This window comes from Variovorax sp. GW821-FHT09A10, from assembly GCF_059418385.1.
In genome coordinates, this window is record NZ_JBWKPT010000001.1 from 988,061 (window position 1) to 1,004,658 (window position 16,598).

At 69.1% G+C, this 16,598-nt stretch carries 19 protein-coding genes; 11 read left to right on the forward strand and 8 right to left on the reverse strand.

The window, feature by feature from the left end; translation table 11 throughout:
- Positions 1-504, reverse strand: coding sequence for an outer membrane protein assembly factor BamE (locus AC07Q9_RS04710; protein ID WP_095743942.1), 504 nt, complete (start codon positions 502-504; stop codon positions 1-3).
- Between the two features lie 39 nt (positions 505-543).
- Here AC07Q9_RS04710 and AC07Q9_RS04715 point away from each other — a divergent pair, with 39 nt between their 5' ends.
- From AC07Q9_RS04715 to AC07Q9_RS04745, 7 genes are all read left to right on the forward strand, one after another.
- Positions 544-750 carry a DUF3460 family protein gene (locus AC07Q9_RS04715; RefSeq protein ID WP_070061458.1) on the forward strand — a complete coding sequence of 69 codons (207 nt, stop codon included), beginning with the start codon at positions 544-546 and terminating at the stop codon, positions 748-750.
- A gap of 68 nt (positions 751-818) precedes the next feature.
- Positions 819-1,655 (forward strand): segregation and condensation protein A, encoded by an 837-nt coding sequence (locus AC07Q9_RS04720; RefSeq protein WP_056578351.1) that lies wholly within the window; start codon positions 819-821, stop codon positions 1,653-1,655.
- Positions 1,656-1,675: 20 nt separating this feature from the next.
- Entirely contained in the window at positions 1,676-3,259 is a 1,584-nt protein-coding gene (nadB, locus tag AC07Q9_RS04725) for an L-aspartate oxidase (protein WP_390346114.1), read from the forward strand.
- Positions 3,260-3,331: 72 nt separating this feature from the next.
- Positions 3,332-4,237 carry a 3-methyl-2-oxobutanoate hydroxymethyltransferase gene (panB, locus tag AC07Q9_RS04730; RefSeq protein WP_495307694.1) on the forward strand — a complete coding sequence of 302 codons (906 nt, stop codon included), beginning with the start codon at positions 3,332-3,334 and terminating at the stop codon, positions 4,235-4,237.
- Positions 4,238-4,256: 19 nt separating this feature from the next.
- Positions 4,257-5,099 (forward strand): pantoate--beta-alanine ligase, encoded by an 843-nt coding sequence (gene panC / locus AC07Q9_RS04735; protein WP_495307696.1) that lies wholly within the window; start codon positions 4,257-4,259, stop codon positions 5,097-5,099.
- Complete coding sequence (gene queE, locus AC07Q9_RS04740) at positions 5,096-5,734, forward strand: 7-carboxy-7-deazaguanine synthase (RefSeq protein WP_495305277.1); 639 nt, start codon at positions 5,096-5,098, stop codon at positions 5,732-5,734. The genes panC and queE overlap by 4 nt, the downstream gene beginning before the upstream one ends.
- A gap of 40 nt (positions 5,735-5,774) precedes the next feature.
- Positions 5,775-6,137, forward strand: a complete 363-nt coding sequence (locus AC07Q9_RS04745; RefSeq protein ID WP_495307697.1) for a 6-pyruvoyl trahydropterin synthase family protein — start codon at positions 5,775-5,777, stop codon at positions 6,135-6,137.
- A gap of 117 nt (positions 6,138-6,254) precedes the next feature.
- Here AC07Q9_RS04745 and nadA read toward each other — a convergent pair whose 3' ends face one another.
- From nadA to AC07Q9_RS04775, 6 genes are all read right to left on the reverse strand, one after another.
- A complete protein-coding gene (gene nadA, locus AC07Q9_RS04750) occupies positions 6,255-7,370 on the reverse strand; it encodes a quinolinate synthase NadA (protein ID WP_489059717.1) in 1,116 nt (371 codons plus the stop codon).
- Between the two features lie 6 nt (positions 7,371-7,376).
- Complete coding sequence (gene nadC / locus AC07Q9_RS04755) at positions 7,377-8,255, reverse strand: carboxylating nicotinate-nucleotide diphosphorylase (RefSeq protein ID WP_487847817.1); 879 nt, start codon at positions 8,253-8,255, stop codon at positions 7,377-7,379.
- 23 nt (positions 8,256-8,278) lie between these two features.
- On the reverse strand, positions 8,279-9,319 hold the full coding sequence (locus AC07Q9_RS04760) for an NAD(P)H-dependent glycerol-3-phosphate dehydrogenase (protein WP_495307699.1): 1,041 nt from the start codon (positions 9,317-9,319) through the stop codon (positions 8,279-8,281).
- 28 nt (positions 9,320-9,347) lie between these two features.
- Positions 9,348-9,812 (reverse strand): protein-export chaperone SecB, encoded by a 465-nt coding sequence (gene secB / locus AC07Q9_RS04765; RefSeq protein ID WP_099792246.1) that lies wholly within the window; start codon positions 9,810-9,812, stop codon positions 9,348-9,350.
- Positions 9,813-9,940: 128 nt separating this feature from the next.
- Entirely contained in the window at positions 9,941-10,201 is a 261-nt protein-coding gene (grxC, locus tag AC07Q9_RS04770; protein WP_062477087.1) for a glutaredoxin 3, read from the reverse strand.
- 20 nt (positions 10,202-10,221) lie between these two features.
- Entirely contained in the window at positions 10,222-10,605 is a 384-nt protein-coding gene (locus AC07Q9_RS04775) for a rhodanese-like domain-containing protein (protein WP_492677924.1), read from the reverse strand.
- A gap of 105 nt (positions 10,606-10,710) precedes the next feature.
- Between AC07Q9_RS04775 and gpmA the strand changes: the two genes are divergently transcribed.
- The 3 genes from gpmA (at position 10,711) to AC07Q9_RS04790 (ending at position 13,867) form a co-directional block, all read left to right on the forward strand.
- Entirely contained in the window at positions 10,711-11,454 is a 744-nt protein-coding gene (gpmA, locus tag AC07Q9_RS04780) for a 2,3-diphosphoglycerate-dependent phosphoglycerate mutase (RefSeq protein WP_013543140.1), read from the forward strand.
- A gap of 123 nt (positions 11,455-11,577) precedes the next feature.
- Entirely contained in the window at positions 11,578-13,020 is a 1,443-nt protein-coding gene (locus AC07Q9_RS04785) for a S41 family peptidase (protein ID WP_099797176.1), read from the forward strand.
- An 82-nt stretch (positions 13,021-13,102) separates the two neighbouring features.
- Positions 13,103-13,867 carry a HesA/MoeB/ThiF family protein gene (locus tag AC07Q9_RS04790; RefSeq protein ID WP_495307701.1) on the forward strand — a complete coding sequence of 255 codons (765 nt, stop codon included), beginning with the start codon at positions 13,103-13,105 and terminating at the stop codon, positions 13,865-13,867.
- A 28-nt stretch (positions 13,868-13,895) separates the two neighbouring features.
- Here the strand turns inward: AC07Q9_RS04790 and AC07Q9_RS04795 are convergent, their stop codons facing one another.
- Complete coding sequence (locus tag AC07Q9_RS04795; RefSeq protein WP_495307703.1) at positions 13,896-15,917, reverse strand: AsmA family protein; 2,022 nt, start codon at positions 15,915-15,917, stop codon at positions 13,896-13,898.
- Between the two features lie 239 nt (positions 15,918-16,156).
- Between AC07Q9_RS04795 and AC07Q9_RS04800 the strand changes: the two genes are divergently transcribed.
- Positions 16,157-16,561, forward strand: coding sequence for a response regulator (locus AC07Q9_RS04800; protein WP_495307705.1), 405 nt, complete (start codon positions 16,157-16,159; stop codon positions 16,559-16,561).
- Positions 16,562-16,598 lie beyond the last annotated feature (37 nt).

A 16,598-nucleotide genomic window follows, 5' to 3' on the forward strand; every position in this document is an offset into this window, starting at 1 on the left:
TCAGGGCGCCTCGGTGCCCCGGTCGGGCGACGACCCGCTGCGCACCACGCGCTGGTCGTCGTTCAGCGTGGCGGTGAAGACCATCGACGAATTCGGTGGCTGCACCCAGCGCCATTCCCATTCGGTCTCGCGCTTGAGCGCATAGGGCGTGACCTTGGCCGGCTTGCCCAGCAGCTTGCGCAGGTCTTCCATCATCATGCCGGGCTGCACCTTGGCGAAGTTCTCGGGCGTGAGCACCTGGCGCAGCGCGCTCATCTTGCCGTCGGCGCCGATGGTGATCATGTAGTTCTTCTGGCCCTGCGGCTGGCGGTTGAACTCCAGCACGCGGCCGTTGGGCACGTCCCAGATGTTCTCGGGTTCGCCGAAACGCGCGCGCACGTCGGCCTCGGTCGAGACGCCCTCTTCGAGCTCGCTGATGCGCTGCGGATCGCAGCCCGCGAGCCCGATCAGCGCCGCCAGCAGTCCTGCCACGAGGCCGATCCGGCCCTTCTGAAATCGTTGCATGCCGTCCCCGGTAAAATTCGAGCGATAAAGGTCCAGTCTATGTCCATCTTCCGCCGCCCCCACTACACCTCCGAGATCACGAACTTCATCGAGGAGATGAAGCAAAAGAAGCCGACGCTGGAATCCGAACAGCGCGCTGGCCGCGCCCTGCTCTGGGACAAGCACCTCGACCGCAGCCTGCTCGAGGAGTACAGCGAAGCGCGCGTGCCCATGCAGCCGTACGTCTACCAGACCCAACCCAAGTGAATGGTGCCCACCCGGCATCCCGCCGCCCAGCCTGCGCGCACAGCTATTAAGTTGATAGCAACCGCCTCATGAGCGCAGACGAGGACAACGGCACGATCGTGGCCAGCATGCCCGAGGTCGTCGACCAGGTCGCCCTGGCCCGGCTCTACGGCGAGCCGCTGTTCGCGATGCCGAAGGACCTGTACATCCCGCCCGAGGCGCTGCAGGTTTTCCTGGAGGCCTTCGAGGGCCCGCTGGACCTGTTGCTGTACCTGATCCGCAAGCAGAACTTCAACATCCTCGACATCCCGATGGCGGGCCTGACGCGGCAGTACCTGAGCTACGTCGACGAAATTCGCCAGACCAACCTCGAACTCGCGGCCGAGTACCTGCTGATGGCCGCGATGCTGATCGAGATCAAGTCGCGCATGCTGCTGCCGCCCAAGAAGGTGGCCGACGGCGAAGAGGCCGAAGACCCGCGCGCCGAGCTGGTTCGTCGGCTCATGGAGTACGAGCAGACCAAGCTGCAGGCCGCCGCCATCAGCGCGCTGCCGACCTACGGGCGCGACTTCTGGAAGGCCCAGGTCTACATCGAGCAGTCGATCAAGCCGCGCTTTCCCGACGTCGACGTGGTCGAGCTGCGCGACGCCTGGGCCGACATCATGAAGCGCGCCAAGCTCGTGCAGCACCACAAGATCTCGCGCGAAGAGCTCAACGTGCGCGAGCACATGAGCATCGTGCTGCGCCACCTGCAGGGCCAGCGCTTCGTCGAGTTCGAGAAGCTCTTCGACGTCTCGCGCGGCGTGCCGGTGCTGATCGTCACCTTCATCGCGATGCTCGAGCTCGCGAAGGAGACGCTGATCGACATCACGCAGGCCGAGGCCTTCGCCCCCATCTACGTCAGATTGGCCTACTCGCCCGCCTGACCCAACCGGTTCCCACGCCTGTGACTTCCGCCGTACGCGACTTCGACGTCCTCATCGTCGGCAGCGGCCTTGCCGGCCTCTCCGCCGCGCTGCACCTGGCCCCCACGCACCGCGTGGCCGTGCTCACCAAGCGCGCGCTGAACGACGGCTCCAGCGCCTGGGCGCAGGGCGGCATCGCGGCCGTGCTGGCGGCGGGCGACAGCTTCGACGCCCACGTGGAAGACACGCTGGTGGCCGGCGCCGGCCTGTGCGACCCCGAGGCCACGCGCTTCGTGGTCGAGGGCGCGCCGCAGGCCATCGGCTGGCTGCGCGAGCTGGGCGTGCCCTTTTCGGAAGAAGGCGGCGACCTGCACCTGACGCGCGAAGGCGGCCACAGCCAGCGTCGCATCGTGCACGTGACCGACGCCACCGGCGCGGCCGTGCAGCAGGTGCTGATCGAGCGCGTGCGCCGCACGCCCAACATCACGCTGTTCGAGCACCACACGCTGGTCGACCTGGTCACCGGCACCAAGCTCGGGCTGGCCGATCCGTCGTGCCAGGGCCTGTACGCGCTGGACGACGAGACCGACGAGGTGCTGGCCTTCCGCGCGCCGCACACCATCCTGGCCACGGGCGGCGCGGGCAAGGTGTACCTGTACACCACCAACCCCGACACCGCCACCGGCGACGGCATTGCCGCCGCGTGGCGCGCGGGCTGCCGGGTGTCGAACCTGGAGTTCATCCAGTTCCATCCGACCTGCCTGTACCACCCGCACGCCAAGTCGTTCCTGATCAGCGAGGCGGTGCGCGGCGAAGGCGGCCTGCTCAAGTTGCCCGACGGCACGCGCTTCATGCCAAAACATGACGAACGCGCCGAACTCGCACCGCGCGACGTGGTGGCCCGCGCCATCGACTTCGAGATGAAGAAGCACGGCCTGGACTGCGTGTACCTCGACATCTCGCACCAGCCGCCCGCGTTCCTGAAGGAACACTTCCCCAACATCCTGGCGCGCTGCCTGGAGCTGGGCATCGACATCACGCGCGAGCCGATTCCCGTGGTGCCCGCCGCGCACTACACCTGCGGCGGCGTGCTCAGCGACCTGGCCGGCCGCACCGACATCCCGGGCCTGTACGCCATCGGCGAAACCGCCTGCACCGGCCTGCACGGCGCCAACCGGCTGGCCAGCAACTCGCTGGTCGAATGCATGGTGTTCGCGCGTGCCGCGGCCGACGCCATTGCGCAGGCGCCGTCGCGCGAACGCGCCGCGCTGCCCGCCTGGGACGAAAGCCGCGTCACCGACGCCGACGAAGCCGTGGTCATCTCCCACAACTGGGACGAGCTGCGCCGCTTCATGTGGGACTACGTCGGCATCGTGCGCACCAACAAGCGCCTGGAGCGTGCGAGCCATCGCATCGCGCTGCTGCAGGCCGAGATCCAGGAGTTCTACGCGAACTTCCACGTCACGCGCGACCTGCTCGAGCTGCGCAACCTGGTGCAGGTGGCCGAGCTGATCGTGCGTTCCGCGCAGGCCCGCCACGAGAGCCGTGGCCTGCATTTCAGTCGCGATTACCCTTCGCTGGCCGAGCCCACCGCACCCACCGTGCTGGTGCCGCCCGCCGACTGAGCCCACCCTTCGTCACCTTTCGATCACCCTCAGGATGCCCGGCCACCGACGCCCGCAGGGAGAAAGCCAACCATGTCGAACACCCCTACCCCACCCACCTCTTCGTCCGAAGCCCCGGCCGCCACGCCCTACGGCACGCTGCCGCCCGCCTCGCCCCTGGCGCAGCGCAAGCCCGTGAGCCTGCCGCGGCTGGCCGACATGCATGCGCGCGGCGAAAAGATCGCCATGCTCACCGCCTACGACGCGACCTTCGCGGCCATGGCCGACGCGGCCGGCATCGACTGCCTGCTGGTCGGTGACTCGCTGGGCATGGTCTGCCAGGGCCTGAACAGCACCGTGGGCGTGAGCCTGGAGGCCATGCGCTATCACACCGACAGCGTCTCGCGCGGCCTGCGCCGCGTGCAGGGCACGACCTGGCTCATCGCCGACCTGCCCTTCGGCAGTTATCAAGAATCGCGCGAGCAGGCTCTTCGTAGCGCCACGGTGCTGATGCAGGCCGGCGCGCACATGGTCAAGCTCGAAGGCGGCGGCTGGACCACCGAAACTGTGCGCTTCCTGGTCGAGCGCGGCATTCCCGTGTGCGCCCACCTGGGCCTGACGCCGCAGACCGTGCACGCGCTCGGCGGCTACCGCGTGCAGGGCAAGGGCGACACCGCCGGCGCGCTGCTCAAGCAGCAGGCCCATGCGCTGCAGGACGCGGGCGCGGCCATGCTGGTGCTCGAGATGGTGCCGGCCGCGCTGGCCGCCGAACTCACCACGGAGCTGAAGCACTGCGCCACCATCGGCATCGGCGCCGGCAAGGCCACCGCCGGCCAGGTGCTCGTGCTGCACGACATGCTGGGCATCAACCTCGGGAAGATGCCGAAGTTCGTGCGCAACTTCATGGCCGATGCGCCGGGCGTGCTGCCCGCGCTGCAGGCCTACGTGCAGGCCGTGAAGAACGGCAGCTTCCCCGACGACCGCCTCCACGCCTGGTAAGCACAGAAGGACACCGACCATGTACATCGCCAAGACCATCGACGAACTGCGCCAGCACCTGTCTTCCAGCCAGCGCCCCGCCTTCGTGCCCACCATGGGCAACCTGCACGAGGGCCACCTCGCGCTCGTGCGCCAGGCCAAGCCGCTGGGCGACGCCACGGTGGCGAGCATCTTCGTGAACCGCCTGCAGTTCCTGCCGCACGAAGACTTCGACACCTACCCGCGCACCTGGGACAGCGACTGCGAGAAGCTGCACGCCGCCGGCTGCGACGTGCTGTTCGCGCCCGACGAGAAGGCGCTCTACCCCGAGCCCCAGACCTGCAAGGTGCACCCCGACCCGGCGCTGGCCGACCTGCTCGAAGGGCATTTCCGCCCCGGCTTCTTCATCGGCGTGTGCACGGTGGTGATGAAGCTGTTCCAGTGCGTGCAGCCGCGCGTGGCCGTGTTCGGCAAGAAGGACTACCAGCAGCTCATGATGATCCGCCACATGGTGCGGCAGTTCGCGCTGCCGATCGAGATCGTGGGCGGCGAGACCTTCCGCGCCGACGACGGCCTGGCGCTCTCCTCGCGCAACGGCTACCTGAGCGCCACCGAGCGCGCCGAGGCCGTGCAGCTGTCGAAGGCGCTGCGAGACATGGCCGAGGCCGTGCGCGCCGGCGAGCGCGACGTGGCCGCCCTCGAGGCGCGCGCCATGCAGTCGCTCGCGCAGCGCGGCTGGCAGCCCGACTACGTGGTGCTGCGCCGCCGCGCCGACCTGCAGGCGCCGCAACCCGGCGATGCGCTCGTGGCCCTGGCCGCCGCGCGGCTGGGCAGCACGCGGCTCATCGACAACCTCGAAATCGACACGCCGCTCGCGACATGACCTACAGCGTCAAGGAAATCTTCTACACGCTGCAGGGCGAAGGCGGCCAGGCCGGCATGCCGGCCGTGTTCTGCCGCTTCGCCGGCTGCAACCTCTGGACCGGCCGCGAGGAAGACCGCGACACGGCCGTCTGCCGTTTCTGCGACACCGACTTCGTCGGCACCGACGGCACGCTGGGCGGCAAGTTCAAGAACGCCGACCTGCTCGCCGACACCATCGCCGCGCAATGGCCCGCCGGCGACACCGCGCACCGGCTGGTCGTGCTCACCGGCGGCGAGCCGCTGCTGCAGGTCGATGCGGCGCTGGTCGACGCGCTGCACGCGCGGCACTTCCGCATCGCGGTCGAGAGCAACGGCACGGTCGTCGCGCCCGCTGGCATCGACTGGCTGTGCATCAGCCCCAAGGCCGGCGCGCCGTGGGTGCAGCAGCGCGGCCAGGAGCTGAAGCTGGTGTGGCCGCAGGCCGGCATCGACCTCGATGCGATGGCGCGCACGGGCGAGTTCACGCACCGCTTTCTGCAGCCGATGGACGGGCCCGACCGGCTCGCCAACACCGAGCTGTGCATCGCCGAATGCATGAAGCAGCCGGTGTGGCGCCTGAGCGTGCAGACCCACAAGATCACCGGCATCCGCTGACGCGCGCCCCCTTTTTAGTTTCGAGTTTCTTTTTTTGACGATGCGCTTCACCATCAGCCAACGCTTCTTCTTCGACGCCGCCCACACGCTCAAACGCGAGATCGAGGTCGAAGGCAGCCGCCGCATTCACGGCCACACCTACCACGCGGAGGTGTGGCTGGCAGGCGAGCGCGACCCGGTGACGGGCATGGTGATCGACCTGGGCCTGCTGCGCCGCCGGCTCAAGGACGTGCGCGAGCAGCTCGACCACCACCTGCTGGACGACGTGCCGGGGCTGCATCCGCCGACGCTGGAGAACCTGTGCGTGTTCATCGCCGACGCGCTGCCCGACCTGCGGCCGTCGCTGGCGCGCGTGCGCGTGTGGCGCGAGGCGCTGGGCGATTCCTGCACGGTGGATTTCTAGGTTTTTCTCCCTCCCCCGCTGGGGGAGGGCCGGGGTGGGGGCACGCGGCGTATCCATCGGACGCTCTGCCTGCCCCCATCCCAACCTTCCCCCAGCGGGGGAAGGAGCAAGACAGGATCAGGCGGCGCCGATGCCGGCCACCAGGCTGCCCGGCGCCTGGCCGTTCTTCAGCCCGGCGGTGAACGCCAGCATGCGGTCGATCGGCACGCGCGCGCGCACGCCCAGTGCCGGATCGACGTGGATCTCACCCGCGCCGGTCTCCAGTGCATTCGCCAGTTCGACCAGCCCGTTCATCGCCATCCACGGGCAGTGCGCGCAGCTCTTGCAGGTGCCGCCGTTGCCCGCCGTGGGCGCTTCGATGAAGGTCTTGCCGGGGTTCAGCGTGCGCAGCTTGTGCAGCATGCCGGTGTCGGTCGCGACGATGAACTCGGTCGCGTCGAAGCGCTGCGCCGCGTTCAGGATGGCCGAGGTGGAACCCACCGCATGCGCCAGCGCGATCACGTCCGAGGGCGACTCGGGGTGCACCAGCACCTTGGCCTTCGGGTGTTCCTTCATGAGCAGCTCGAGTTCGAGCGCCTTGAATTCGTCGTGCACGATGCACGCGCCGTTCCAGCTGACCATGTCGGCGCCGGTCTGGCGGCGGATGTAGTCGCCCAGGTGGCGGTCGGGGCCCCAGAGGATCTTCTGGCCGGCCGCGTGCAGCGCGTTCACCACGTCGAGCGCACAGCTGGAGGTGACGAGCCAGTCGGCGCGCGCCTTCACGGCCGCACTGGTGTTGGCGTAGACCACCACGGTGCGGTCGGGATGCTGGTCGCAGAAGGCACTGAATTCATCGACCGGGCAGCCCAGGTCGAGCGAGCAGTTGGCGTCCAGGTCGGGCATCAGCACGCGCTTTTCGGGCGAGAGGATCTTCGAGGTCTCGCCCATGAAGCGCACGCCCGACACCACCAGCGTGGTGGCGGCGTGGTCGCGGCCGAAGCGCGCCATCTCGAGCGAATCGCTCACGATGCCGCCGGTTTCCTCGGCCAGGTCCTGCAGGTCGGGGTGCACGTAGAAGTGCGACACCATCACCGCGTTGCGTTCGCGCAGCAGGCGGCGGATGCGGTCCTTCAGCGCAACGCGCTCGTCGGGCGAAGGCTCGGGGGGCACGCGGGCCCAGGCGTGGCGCGTGTCGCAGACCGCGCCTTGCGCGGGCTGTTCGTAGTCGACATCGATGACGGAAGCGGTCGTCATGGCGGTTCAGTGGGTCAGGAAGCGCATCGAGTAGTCGATGGCCTTCACGTCCTTGGTCAACGCGCCGATCGAGATCCGGTCGACACCGGTCTCGGCCAGGGCGCGCAGGCCGTCGAGCGTGACGCCGCCCGAGATCTCGAGCACGGCCTTGCGGCCCTCGCCCACGGCGTCGTTCAGGCGCACGGCCTCGCGCAGCGTGGGCAGGTCCATGTTGTCGAGCAGCACCATGCGGGCGCCGGCGTCCAGCGCTTCCTGCAGCTGGGCCAGGGTCTCGACCTCGACCTCGACAAAGGCGGCCTGCGCGGCCACGGGCGCCACCGCGCGCAGGGCGGCGGCCACGCCACCGGCCGCGGCGATGTGGTTTTCCTTGATGAGCACCGCGTCGTACAGGCCGATGCGGTGGTTCAGCCCGCCTCCCGTGCGCACCGCGTACTTCTGCGCCAGGCGCAGGCCCGGCAGGGTCTTGCGGGTGTCGACGATGCGGGCACGGGTGCCCTTCACGGCGTCGGCGTACAGCGCGGTCTTGGTGGCGACGGCGCTCAGCAGCTGCAGGAAGTTGAGCGCGGTGCGCTCGGCGGTCAGCAGCGCGCGGGCGCCACCTTCGATTTCGAGCACGGGCTGGTCGGCGGCGCAGCGCTGGCCCTCGCCGCACAGCCAGGTGATGCGCGCCTGCGGATCGAGCCGCCGCACGGTGGCCTCGACCCAAGGCGCGCCGCACACCACGGCGGTTTCGCGCGCAAGCACGCGGGCATGGGCGGTGCGGGAGGCGTCGACCAGCGAGGCGGTCAGGTCGCCGTCGGCGACGTCTTCCTGCAGGGCGCGGGCGACGTCGGACTCGGCCAGCGCGGCGACGGCCGACGCCGAGAAATCAAAGCGAGGGCTCATGTCTCTGGAATCTCTAATCTTCTTCAGGAGGAATGGCGCGAGGCCGGGCCGGTGGGCGGCTGCACCGACTCGGGCACCGGATCGCGCCCGGTCAGCGCCGCGACGGCGTCGCGCGGGCTCACCTGGCCGTCGAGCAGCGCGACCACGCCTTCGGCGATGGGCATCTCGATGCCCAGGCCGCGCGCGCGCTGCACCACGGTGCGGGCGCAGTACACGCCCTCGGCCACGTGGCCCAGCGAATCGACGGCCTGCGCGAGCGTGCGGCCCTGGGCGAGCAGCAGCCCGACCTTGCGGTTGCGCGACAGGTCGCCGGTGGCGGTCAGCACGAGGTCGCCCAGGCCCGACAGGCCCATGAAGGTGTCGGCGCGGGCGCCGAGCGCCAGGCCGAAGCGGGTCATTTCGGCCAGGCCGCGGGTGATCAGCGCCGCGCGGGCGTTGAGCCCGAGCGCGAGGCCGTCGCACAGTCCTGTGGCGATGGCGAGCACGTTTTTCACGGCACCGCCGACTTCGACGCCGACGATGTCGTCGTTGGCGTACACGCGCAGGGCCGGGCCGTGGAAGGCGTCGACCAGCGCATCGCGCACGCCGGCGTGCGGGCTGGCGGCCACCAGCGCGGTCGGGCGCCCTTCGGCGACCTCCTGCGCAAAGCTGGGGCCGCTGAGCACGCCCGCCTTCAGTTCGGGAGCCACCTGGGCCCAGATCTCGTGGGCGAGCAGGCCGTAGGCGGTGGGAGAGGCATCGAGCGCGGGCTCGACGCCCTTGCACAGCCACGCCACCTGGGCGCTGGTGCCGCGCAGGGCGATCAGCTGTTCGCGCAGGGCGGCCATGGGCGTGGCCACGATGACGAGGTCGGCCCCGGCCTGCGCCTGGGCGATGTCGCCCGCGCGCACGGCCAGCGAGGCCGGCAGGGCCAGCCCGGGAAGGTAGCGGGTGTTTTCACGCGCGGCCGACATGGCGTCGGCCTGGGCGGCGTCGCGCGCCCACAGCGTGACCTCGTGGCGGGCCGCCGCGTTGACTGCGACGGCCGTGCCCCAGGCACCGGCGCCATGAACGCAGATCTTCATCGTGCGCTGGCGGCGTCGTGCGGCCGGTTTACTGGGCCAGGGTGGGGGCAGCCTGGCCGGCGGCCTGGGCTTGCTGCTGCTCGTACATGGCCTGGAAGTTGATTTCGGCCAGGTGCACGGGCGGGAAGCCGCCGCGCTGGATCACGTCGGCCACGTTGCCGCGCAGGTACGGGTAGACGATCTGCGGGCAGGCGATGCCCAGGATCGGGCCCATCTGGTCTTCCGGCAGGTTGCGGATCTCGAAGATGCCGGCTTGCTTGGCTTCGACCAGGAACACGGTGCGGTCGTCGATCTTCGTCTGCACGGTGGCCGACACGGTGATCTCGAAGATGCCGTCGGCCACGGGCTGGGCGTCCACGCCGAGCTGGATGTCGACGGTGGGCTGCGTCTGCTCCAGCAGGATCGCGGGCGAGTTGGGTTGTTCGAGCGACAGGTCCTTGAGGTAGACGCGCTGGATCTGGAACACGGGATCTTGGGCTTGCTGGTCGGCCATGGCTGAACTTTCGAGGATCAAAACAATGCCCGCCGGGGAGAGGGTCCCGCAGCGGGCTGCAGATGAGGGAACAAACGATTATCGCCCGACGGCCCGCGCACTTTCGTGACGCCCGGCCGCGAAAGGCTTCAGGCGCCTTGCAGCAGCGGAACGAGGCCGCCGCGGCTATCGAGCGCCATCAGGTCGTCGCAGCCGCCCACGTGGGTGTCGCCGATGAAGATCTGCGGCACCGTGCGGCGCTGGGTGATCTCCATCATGGTGGTGCGGGCTTGCGGGTCGGTGTCGATGCGGATCTCTTCGATCTGCTCGACGCCCTTGGCCTTGAGGATCTGCTTTGCACGCGTGCAGTACGGGCAGACGGCGGTGGTGTACATCTTGACGGCTTGCATGCGCTCTACCTTGGGAACAATCAGGCTTTTTCAACCGGCAGGTTGGCCTCTTTCCAGGCCTTGAGCCCGCCGGCGACGGCTTGGGCCTGCTCGTAGCCGAGCTTCTTGGCCGTGGCCACGGCGCGCTGGGCGCGGGCGCCGGTGGCGCACACCAGCAGCAGCGGCACGTTCTTGTTCTTGACCGTGCTGGCCAGCTTCTCGTCCAGCAGGTTCAGGGGCACGTTCTTGGCGCCGATCATGTGGCCGGTCGCGAATTCTTCGGGTTCGCGCACGTCGACCAGCACGGCGCGTTCGCGGTTGATGAGCTGCACGGCGCCCTGGGCCGTGAGCGTGCCGCCGCCCGCACCCCGGATCATCGGCCAGGCCAGCATGCCGCCCGAGGTGAGCGCCATCAGGATCAGCATCCAGTTCGCGGTGACGAATTCGATCAATTTCACGGGGGTTCCTTGGATGGCAAACCCGGGATTTTAGAATGCTGGTTTTCCCACGCGCTTCCAAAGGCCTCCGACATGCACAAACTGGTACTGATCCGCCACGGCGAATCGACCTGGAACCTCGAAAACCGCTTCACCGGCTGGACCGACGTCGACCTGACCGAAACCGGCGTCGAGCAGGCCAAGCAGGCCGGCCGGCTGCTCAAGGCCGAGGGCTATGACTTCGACGTGGCCTACACCAGCGTGCTCAAGCGCGCCACCCGCACCCTCTGGCACACGCTCGACGAACTCGACCGCACCTGGCTGCCCGTGGTGCACTCCTGGCGCCTCAACGAACGCCATTACGGCGGCCTGCAGGGCCTGAACAAGGCCGAAACGGCCAAGAAGTACGGCGACGAGCAGGTGCTGGTCTGGCGCCGCAGCTACAGCACCCCGCCGCCGCCGCTGGAAGCCGACGACCCGCGCAGCGAGCGCTCCGACGTACGCTACGCCAAGCTGTCGCCCGAGCAGATCCCGCTGACCGAATGCCTGAAGGACACGGTCGCGCGCGTGCTGCCGTTCTGGAACGAGTCGATGGCCCCGGCCATCCGCACCGGCCGCCGCCTGGTCGTGGCCGCGCACGGCAACTCGATCCGCGCGCTGGTGAAGTACCTGGACGGCATCTCGGACGACGCCATCGTCGGCCTGAACATCCCGAACGGCATTCCGCTGGTCTACGAGCTCGACGACGACCTCAAGCCCCTGCGCCACTACTACCTGGGCGATGCCGCCGCCGCCGAAAAGGCCGCCGCCGCGGTGGCCTCGCAAGGCAAGGGTTGAAGAAGTAAGCAAAGGAACAAAATCCGTCCTGTCGGCCCCTCCGTGGAACCCCGGCAGGCAATTTGCTTCCAAGCTGTGTATATTGGTTCGACAGCCGTCGACATACAGGACATTTCACTCATGATGGGCCAGAAACTGAAGATCACCGGCTGGGTCGCCGCCGGCGCCGTTGCTGGCGTCCTGACCACCGTCTCGCTGCAGACGGTCGCGCGGGGTTCGCTCGCGCCGCTCCCGCTCGAGGAGTTGCAGCAGCTCGCGGCCGTCTTCGGGATGGTCAAGAGCGACTATGTCGAACCGGTCGACGAGAAGAAACTCATCTCGGACGCCATCTCGGGCATGGTCGCCGGGCTCGATCCGCACTCGCAGTACTTCGACAAGAAGTCCTTCAAGGAATTCCGCGAGGGCACCACGGGCCGCTTCGTCGGCGTGGGCATCGAGATCTCGCAGGAAGACGGCCTCATCAAGGTCGTCTCCCCCATCGAGGGCTCACCGGCCTTCCGCGCCGGCCTCAAGCCGAACGACCTGATCACCAAGATCGACGACACCGCCGTGCGCGGCCTGTCGCTCAATGAAGCCGTCAAGCGCATGCGCGGCGAGGCCAACACCAAGGTGCTGCTGACCATCTTCCGCAAGGACGAGAGCCGCACCTTCCCGGTCACGATCACGCGCGAGGAAATCCGTACCCAGTCGGTGCGCGGCAAGATGATCGAGCCGGGCTACGGCTGGATCCGCCTGTCGCAGTTCCAGGAGCGCACGGTCGACGACTTCGTCAAGAAGATCGAGGAGCTCTACAAGGAAGACCCGAACCTCAAGGGCCTGGTGCTCGACCTGCGCAACGACCCGGGCGGCCTGCTCGACGCGGCCGTGGCGGTGTCGGCGGCCTTCCTGCCCGAGAACGTCACGGTGGTCACCACCGACGGCCAGCTGGCCGAAAGCAAGTCGATCTACAAGGCAGCGCCCGAGTACTACCAGCGCCGTTCGGGCAGCGACCCGCTGCGCAACCTGCCGGCCGCACTCAAGAACGTGCCGCTGGTGGTGCTGGTGAACGAAGGCTCGGCCTCGGCCAGCGAGATCGTGGCGGGCGCGCTGCAAGACCACAAGCGCGCCACCATCATGGGCAGCCAGACCTTCGGCAAGGGCTCGGTGCAGACCGTGCGCCCGCTCGGCCCCGACACCGGCTTGAAGATCACCACGGCGCGCTACTACACGCCCAGCGGCACCTCGATCCAGGCCAAGGGCATCGTGCCCAACGTGCTGGTCGACGAAAGCGCCGAGGGCAGCCCCTTCGCCGCCCTGCGCATGCGCGAGGCCGACCTCGAGAAGCACCTGGCCAGCGGCCAAGGCCCCGAGGTCAAGGACCCCGAACGTGAAAAGGCCCGCGACGAAGCCCGCAAGCGCCTCGAAGAAGAAGCCAAGAAGCCGCCGCAGGACCGCAAGGTGCCCGAGTTCGGCACCGACAAGGACTTCCCGCTGGTGCAGGCGCTCAACCGCCTGAAGGGCCAGCCGGTGCTCGTCAGCAAGACGCAGGTCATCGTCGACAACAAGGACGAGAAGAAGGAAAACTGATCCCGGCGAGCGGGCCGCACACGCCGTGCGGTTCGCGCCACCGGCCTTTTCCCCTCCCCCGCACAGGCCCAGGCAGGCGCGCATGGACGACCACGACCTGCTGCGCTATTCGCGGCACATCCTTCTCGAAGAATTCGGCATCGACGGCCAGACGCGCGTCAGCGCCGGCCGGGTGCTCGTCATCGGCGCCGGCGGGCTGGGCTCGCCGGTGGCGCTGTACCTCGCGGCAGCAGGGGTCGGCCACATCGTGCTGGTCGACGACGACGAGGTCGATCTCACCAATCTCCAGCGGCAGGTCGCCCACACGCATGCGCGGGTGGGCCAGCCGAAGGTCGCATCCGCCGCGCAGGCCATGCGCGACATCAACCCCGGCATCGCCATCGAAACCCACGCCGTGCGCGCCGACGAGGCACTGCTGTCACGGCTGGTGGCCGGGGTCGACGTGGTGGTCGATTGCTGCGACAACTTCGCCACCCGGCAGGCCGTGAACCGCGCCTGCGTGGCGCACGCCAAACCGCTGGTGGCGGGCGCGGCGATCCGTTTCGACGGCCAGCTGAGCGTCTACGACACCCGCGACGCGGCCTGCCCCTGCTACGCCTGCCTGTTCCCGCCCGAAGCCAGCTTCGAGGAAACGCGCTGCGCGGTGCTCGGCGTGTTCGGCCCGGTCGTTGGCACCATCGGCACGCTGCAGGCCAGCGAGGCGCTCAAGCTGCTGGCCTGCATCGGCCCGTCGCTGGCGGGCAAGCTGCTGATGTTCGACGGGCGCAGCACCGGCTTCGACACGCTGCGCGTCTCGCGCGACCCGCACTGCAGCGTCTGCGCGCAGCGGCCCCAGGCCAGCGCCTGAGCGCCCGCCTGCCCTCTTCTTTCTTTCGTTAGGGCTGGCGAGCCCCCTTGGCCCGCGCGGCACCGCGCGACGCCGCCCCGGCCGTGGGCCGGTTCGCCAGCGCCAGCACGCCCGTGCAGTCGGCGTTCTCGCCGGGACCGGTCTCGATGGTCGCGGCCAGCGCCAGCAGCGGGTTGATGGCGCCCAGCGCCAGCGCCGCCAAGCCACGGCCGGCCAGCGGCCCGATCTCGACGCCGCCCTTGGGTGCGCCGAAGGTGCCGCTCACGACCAACGGCGTGCGCAGCGACAGGAAGCTCGCGCTCTTGGGCTCGGGGCGGATCACGAAGTCCAGCGACTCGGTCGCGAGGTTGGCCTGCCCGGTGGCGGTGAAAACGGCGTTGGTGGTGTCCAGCACCAGCGTGCGCCCGCTCATCACGCCCTTGTTCACGTCGAAGGCCAGCGCCGCGCAGCGCAGCTCCACATCGCGGTCGCCGCGCAGCAGGAACTTGAGGATGTCGCCGCCCACCAGCGTCGCGAACACCGGCATCAGGTTGCCGAACTGGCCGCGCCCCGACAGCACCGCCATGTCGCCCGACGCACCGCCCAGCCAGCCGGCCACCGAATTGCCGGCGCCCGACAGGTTGATGCGCCCGTCGAGCTGGCCGACGCTGTTGCCCGAGTTTTCCAGCTTGGGAATCAGCCGCGCGAGCTTCAGGCCACGCACGTCGAGTGACATGCGAATGTCGGTCGGCGTCTTCCCGGCATCGATGCGCACCGCGCCCACCAGCTTGCCGCTGGCCACGCCGAGGTCGAGCGGGTCGAGCGACAGCACGCCGTCGGTCAGCTTGATCTTGACGCTGCCACGGTCCAGCGGCACCTCGCGCACGTTGCGGATGCGCTCGGCGGTGTAGCCCACGTCGGCGTTCATGGCGTGCAGCCGCGCGAAGTCGAAGGGCGTGGTCGGCAGCACCTTGCCGCCGGGCGGACGCTTGGGCTGGGCCGAGGCGACCGGCGCCACGCCTTCCACCGCGTTGGCGGAACGCGCCGTGGGCGGCAGGCCGATCAGCGGGCCGAGGTCGTCCATGTCCATGACGCGCGAGCGCAGCGTGCCCGACAGGCGCGGCACCTTGCCGGCCTGGTCGAACGCCATGTCGCCGCCGATGTCCGACAGGCCCAGCCGGCCGTTGAGCCCCGCCGCCGCCCAGAGCTTGCCGCGCTTGCTCAGGCTGCCGCTCAGCGCATAGGGCGGGGTCTGCGGCAGCACGACGCCGGTCAGCGGGTACAGCGCGCTCAACGTCTGGCCCTTGACCTGGAACGTGGCGTCGATGCCGTCAAAGCCCGCGAGCTGGGCCACGGTGCCGCTGGCCTTGAGCTTCGTCTGGCCGGCGGCGGCGTTGATCTCGAGCGGGAACGGCGGTGCGCCCGCGGCGTTGATCTGCAGCACGTCGCCCGTGCGACCGTCGGCCGTGAGCGGCTGGCCCTTGTAGCGGCCCTTGATGCGGTAGTGCAGCGGCAGCTCGCCGCGGGTGCTGTCGTAGTCCAGGTCGGCGTGCACGTCGACGCCCAGGTGCGTGGCCAGGAAGTCGACGGCGCCCTTGTCGACCTGGATCAGGCCGATGGTGGGCACGGTGCCGGTGTCCGAGGTGTCCTTGCCGAAGGCCCAGGTGCGGCGCCCGTCGGACTCCATCTGCAGCCCCACCGTGGGCCCGGACAGCGCCAGGCGCGGGATGATCACCTGCTTGTCGATGAGCGGCCAGAGCCGGATCTCGAAGCTCGCGCGCTCGGCCTTCACCAGGTAGGGGTCGCGCGCCCAGTCGGGGTTGGCGAATTCGATGCCATCGAAGGTCACGGTGGCGGCTTTCCAGCCGAGGTCGACATCGAGCCGGCGGGTGATCTCGAACTTGCGCCCGGTCTTCTCGCTCAAGAAACGGTTGAGCGGCTCGCGCAGCGTGTCCCACGGAAAGAAGGCGACGAGGAGCGCGAACGCGGTCAGCAGCACGGCGACCAGCAGCACGAGGACCGCCAGCAGCTTCTGCCAGCGCGGCCGGGTGCGAAGGGATTGGGTTGCCATGCCCGATTCTTACCCGGATGACGGCCCCCGCCGGGTCGGCGGCGGGCCGCAGACCCCGTGCGGCATGGCCTACGGCGGCAACGGCGCGATCGTGCGTCGGAACCCGCCTACAACACGCGGCCCTCGAACCCTGCATGATCGGACGCGGGGAGGCCTCAATGTGTGCATGGGCAGACGCTCCCCTTCGCGGGACGCTTCAGGACACGAGCACCTGCCCACCTCGGAGGAAGCGGCTCGGCATGGATTCCAGATTGCAGACCTACGTCGTCGAAGACAACCCCACGATCCGTGAAAACCTCATCGGCACTCTGGAGGAGCTCGCCTGCGCGACGGTCGTCGGCTTTGCCGAGACCGAGCAGCATGCGCGCGAATGGCTGCACAGCCATGCCGACGAATGGCACCTGGCCATCGTCGATCTCTTTCTCAAGCAAGGCAGTGGCCTGGGCATCCTGCAGGCCTGCCAGTCGCGCAAGCCCGGCCAGAAGGTGGTGGTGCTCAGCAACTATGCGACGCCCGACATCCGGCGCCGCTGCGCCGAGTTCGGGGTCGACGCGGTGTTCGACAAGTCGAACGAGATCGATGCGCTGGTCGACTTCTGCCTGGCGCAGGCCGGAGGCATGCATGCCGCGCCCGATGCGAACTGAACGCAGGCCAGCGCGGGGACGCGCCCCAGCCGCTGGC

Bases quoted from the DNA above. Each gene is read 5' to 3' on its own strand.
- AC07Q9_RS04710 (WP_095743942.1), bottom strand. From the start codon at position 504: ATGCAACGATTTCAGAAGGGCCGGATCGGCCTCGTGGCAGGACTGCTG.
- queE (WP_495305277.1), top strand. From the start codon at position 5,096: ATGACCTACAGCGTCAAGGAAATCTTCTACACGCTGCAGGGCGAAGGC.
- AC07Q9_RS04745 (WP_495307697.1), top strand. From the start codon at position 5,775: ATGCGCTTCACCATCAGCCAACGCTTCTTCTTCGACGCCGCCCACACG.
- gpmA (WP_013543140.1), top strand. From the start codon at position 10,711: ATGCACAAACTGGTACTGATCCGCCACGGCGAATCGACCTGGAACCTC.
- AC07Q9_RS04775 (WP_492677924.1), bottom strand. From the start codon at position 10,605: ATGCTGATCCTGATGGCGCTCACCTCGGGCGGCATGCTGGCCTGGCCG.
- nadA (WP_489059717.1), bottom strand. From the start codon at position 7,370: ATGACGACCGCTTCCGTCATCGATGTCGACTACGAACAGCCCGCGCAA.
- panC (WP_495307696.1), top strand. From the start codon at position 4,257: ATGTACATCGCCAAGACCATCGACGAACTGCGCCAGCACCTGTCTTCC.
- AC07Q9_RS04785 (WP_099797176.1), top strand. From the start codon at position 11,578: ATGGGCCAGAAACTGAAGATCACCGGCTGGGTCGCCGCCGGCGCCGTT.
- AC07Q9_RS04715 (WP_070061458.1), top strand. From the start codon at position 544: ATGTCCATCTTCCGCCGCCCCCACTACACCTCCGAGATCACGAACTTC.
- grxC (WP_062477087.1), bottom strand. From the start codon at position 10,201: ATGCAAGCCGTCAAGATGTACACCACCGCCGTCTGCCCGTACTGCACG.
- secB (WP_099792246.1), bottom strand. From the start codon at position 9,812: ATGGCCGACCAGCAAGCCCAAGATCCCGTGTTCCAGATCCAGCGCGTC.
- nadC (WP_487847817.1), bottom strand. From the start codon at position 8,255: ATGAGCCCTCGCTTTGATTTCTCGGCGTCGGCCGTCGCCGCGCTGGCC.
- AC07Q9_RS04760 (WP_495307699.1), bottom strand. From the start codon at position 9,319: ATGAAGATCTGCGTTCATGGCGCCGGTGCCTGGGGCACGGCCGTCGCA.
- AC07Q9_RS04795 (WP_495307703.1), bottom strand. From the start codon at position 15,917: ATGGCAACCCAATCCCTTCGCACCCGGCCGCGCTGGCAGAAGCTGCTG.
- panB (WP_495307694.1), top strand. From the start codon at position 3,332: ATGTCGAACACCCCTACCCCACCCACCTCTTCGTCCGAAGCCCCGGCC.
- AC07Q9_RS04720 (WP_056578351.1), top strand. From the start codon at position 819: ATGAGCGCAGACGAGGACAACGGCACGATCGTGGCCAGCATGCCCGAG.
- AC07Q9_RS04800 (WP_495307705.1), top strand. From the start codon at position 16,157: ATGGATTCCAGATTGCAGACCTACGTCGTCGAAGACAACCCCACGATC.
- AC07Q9_RS04790 (WP_495307701.1), top strand. From the start codon at position 13,103: ATGGACGACCACGACCTGCTGCGCTATTCGCGGCACATCCTTCTCGAA.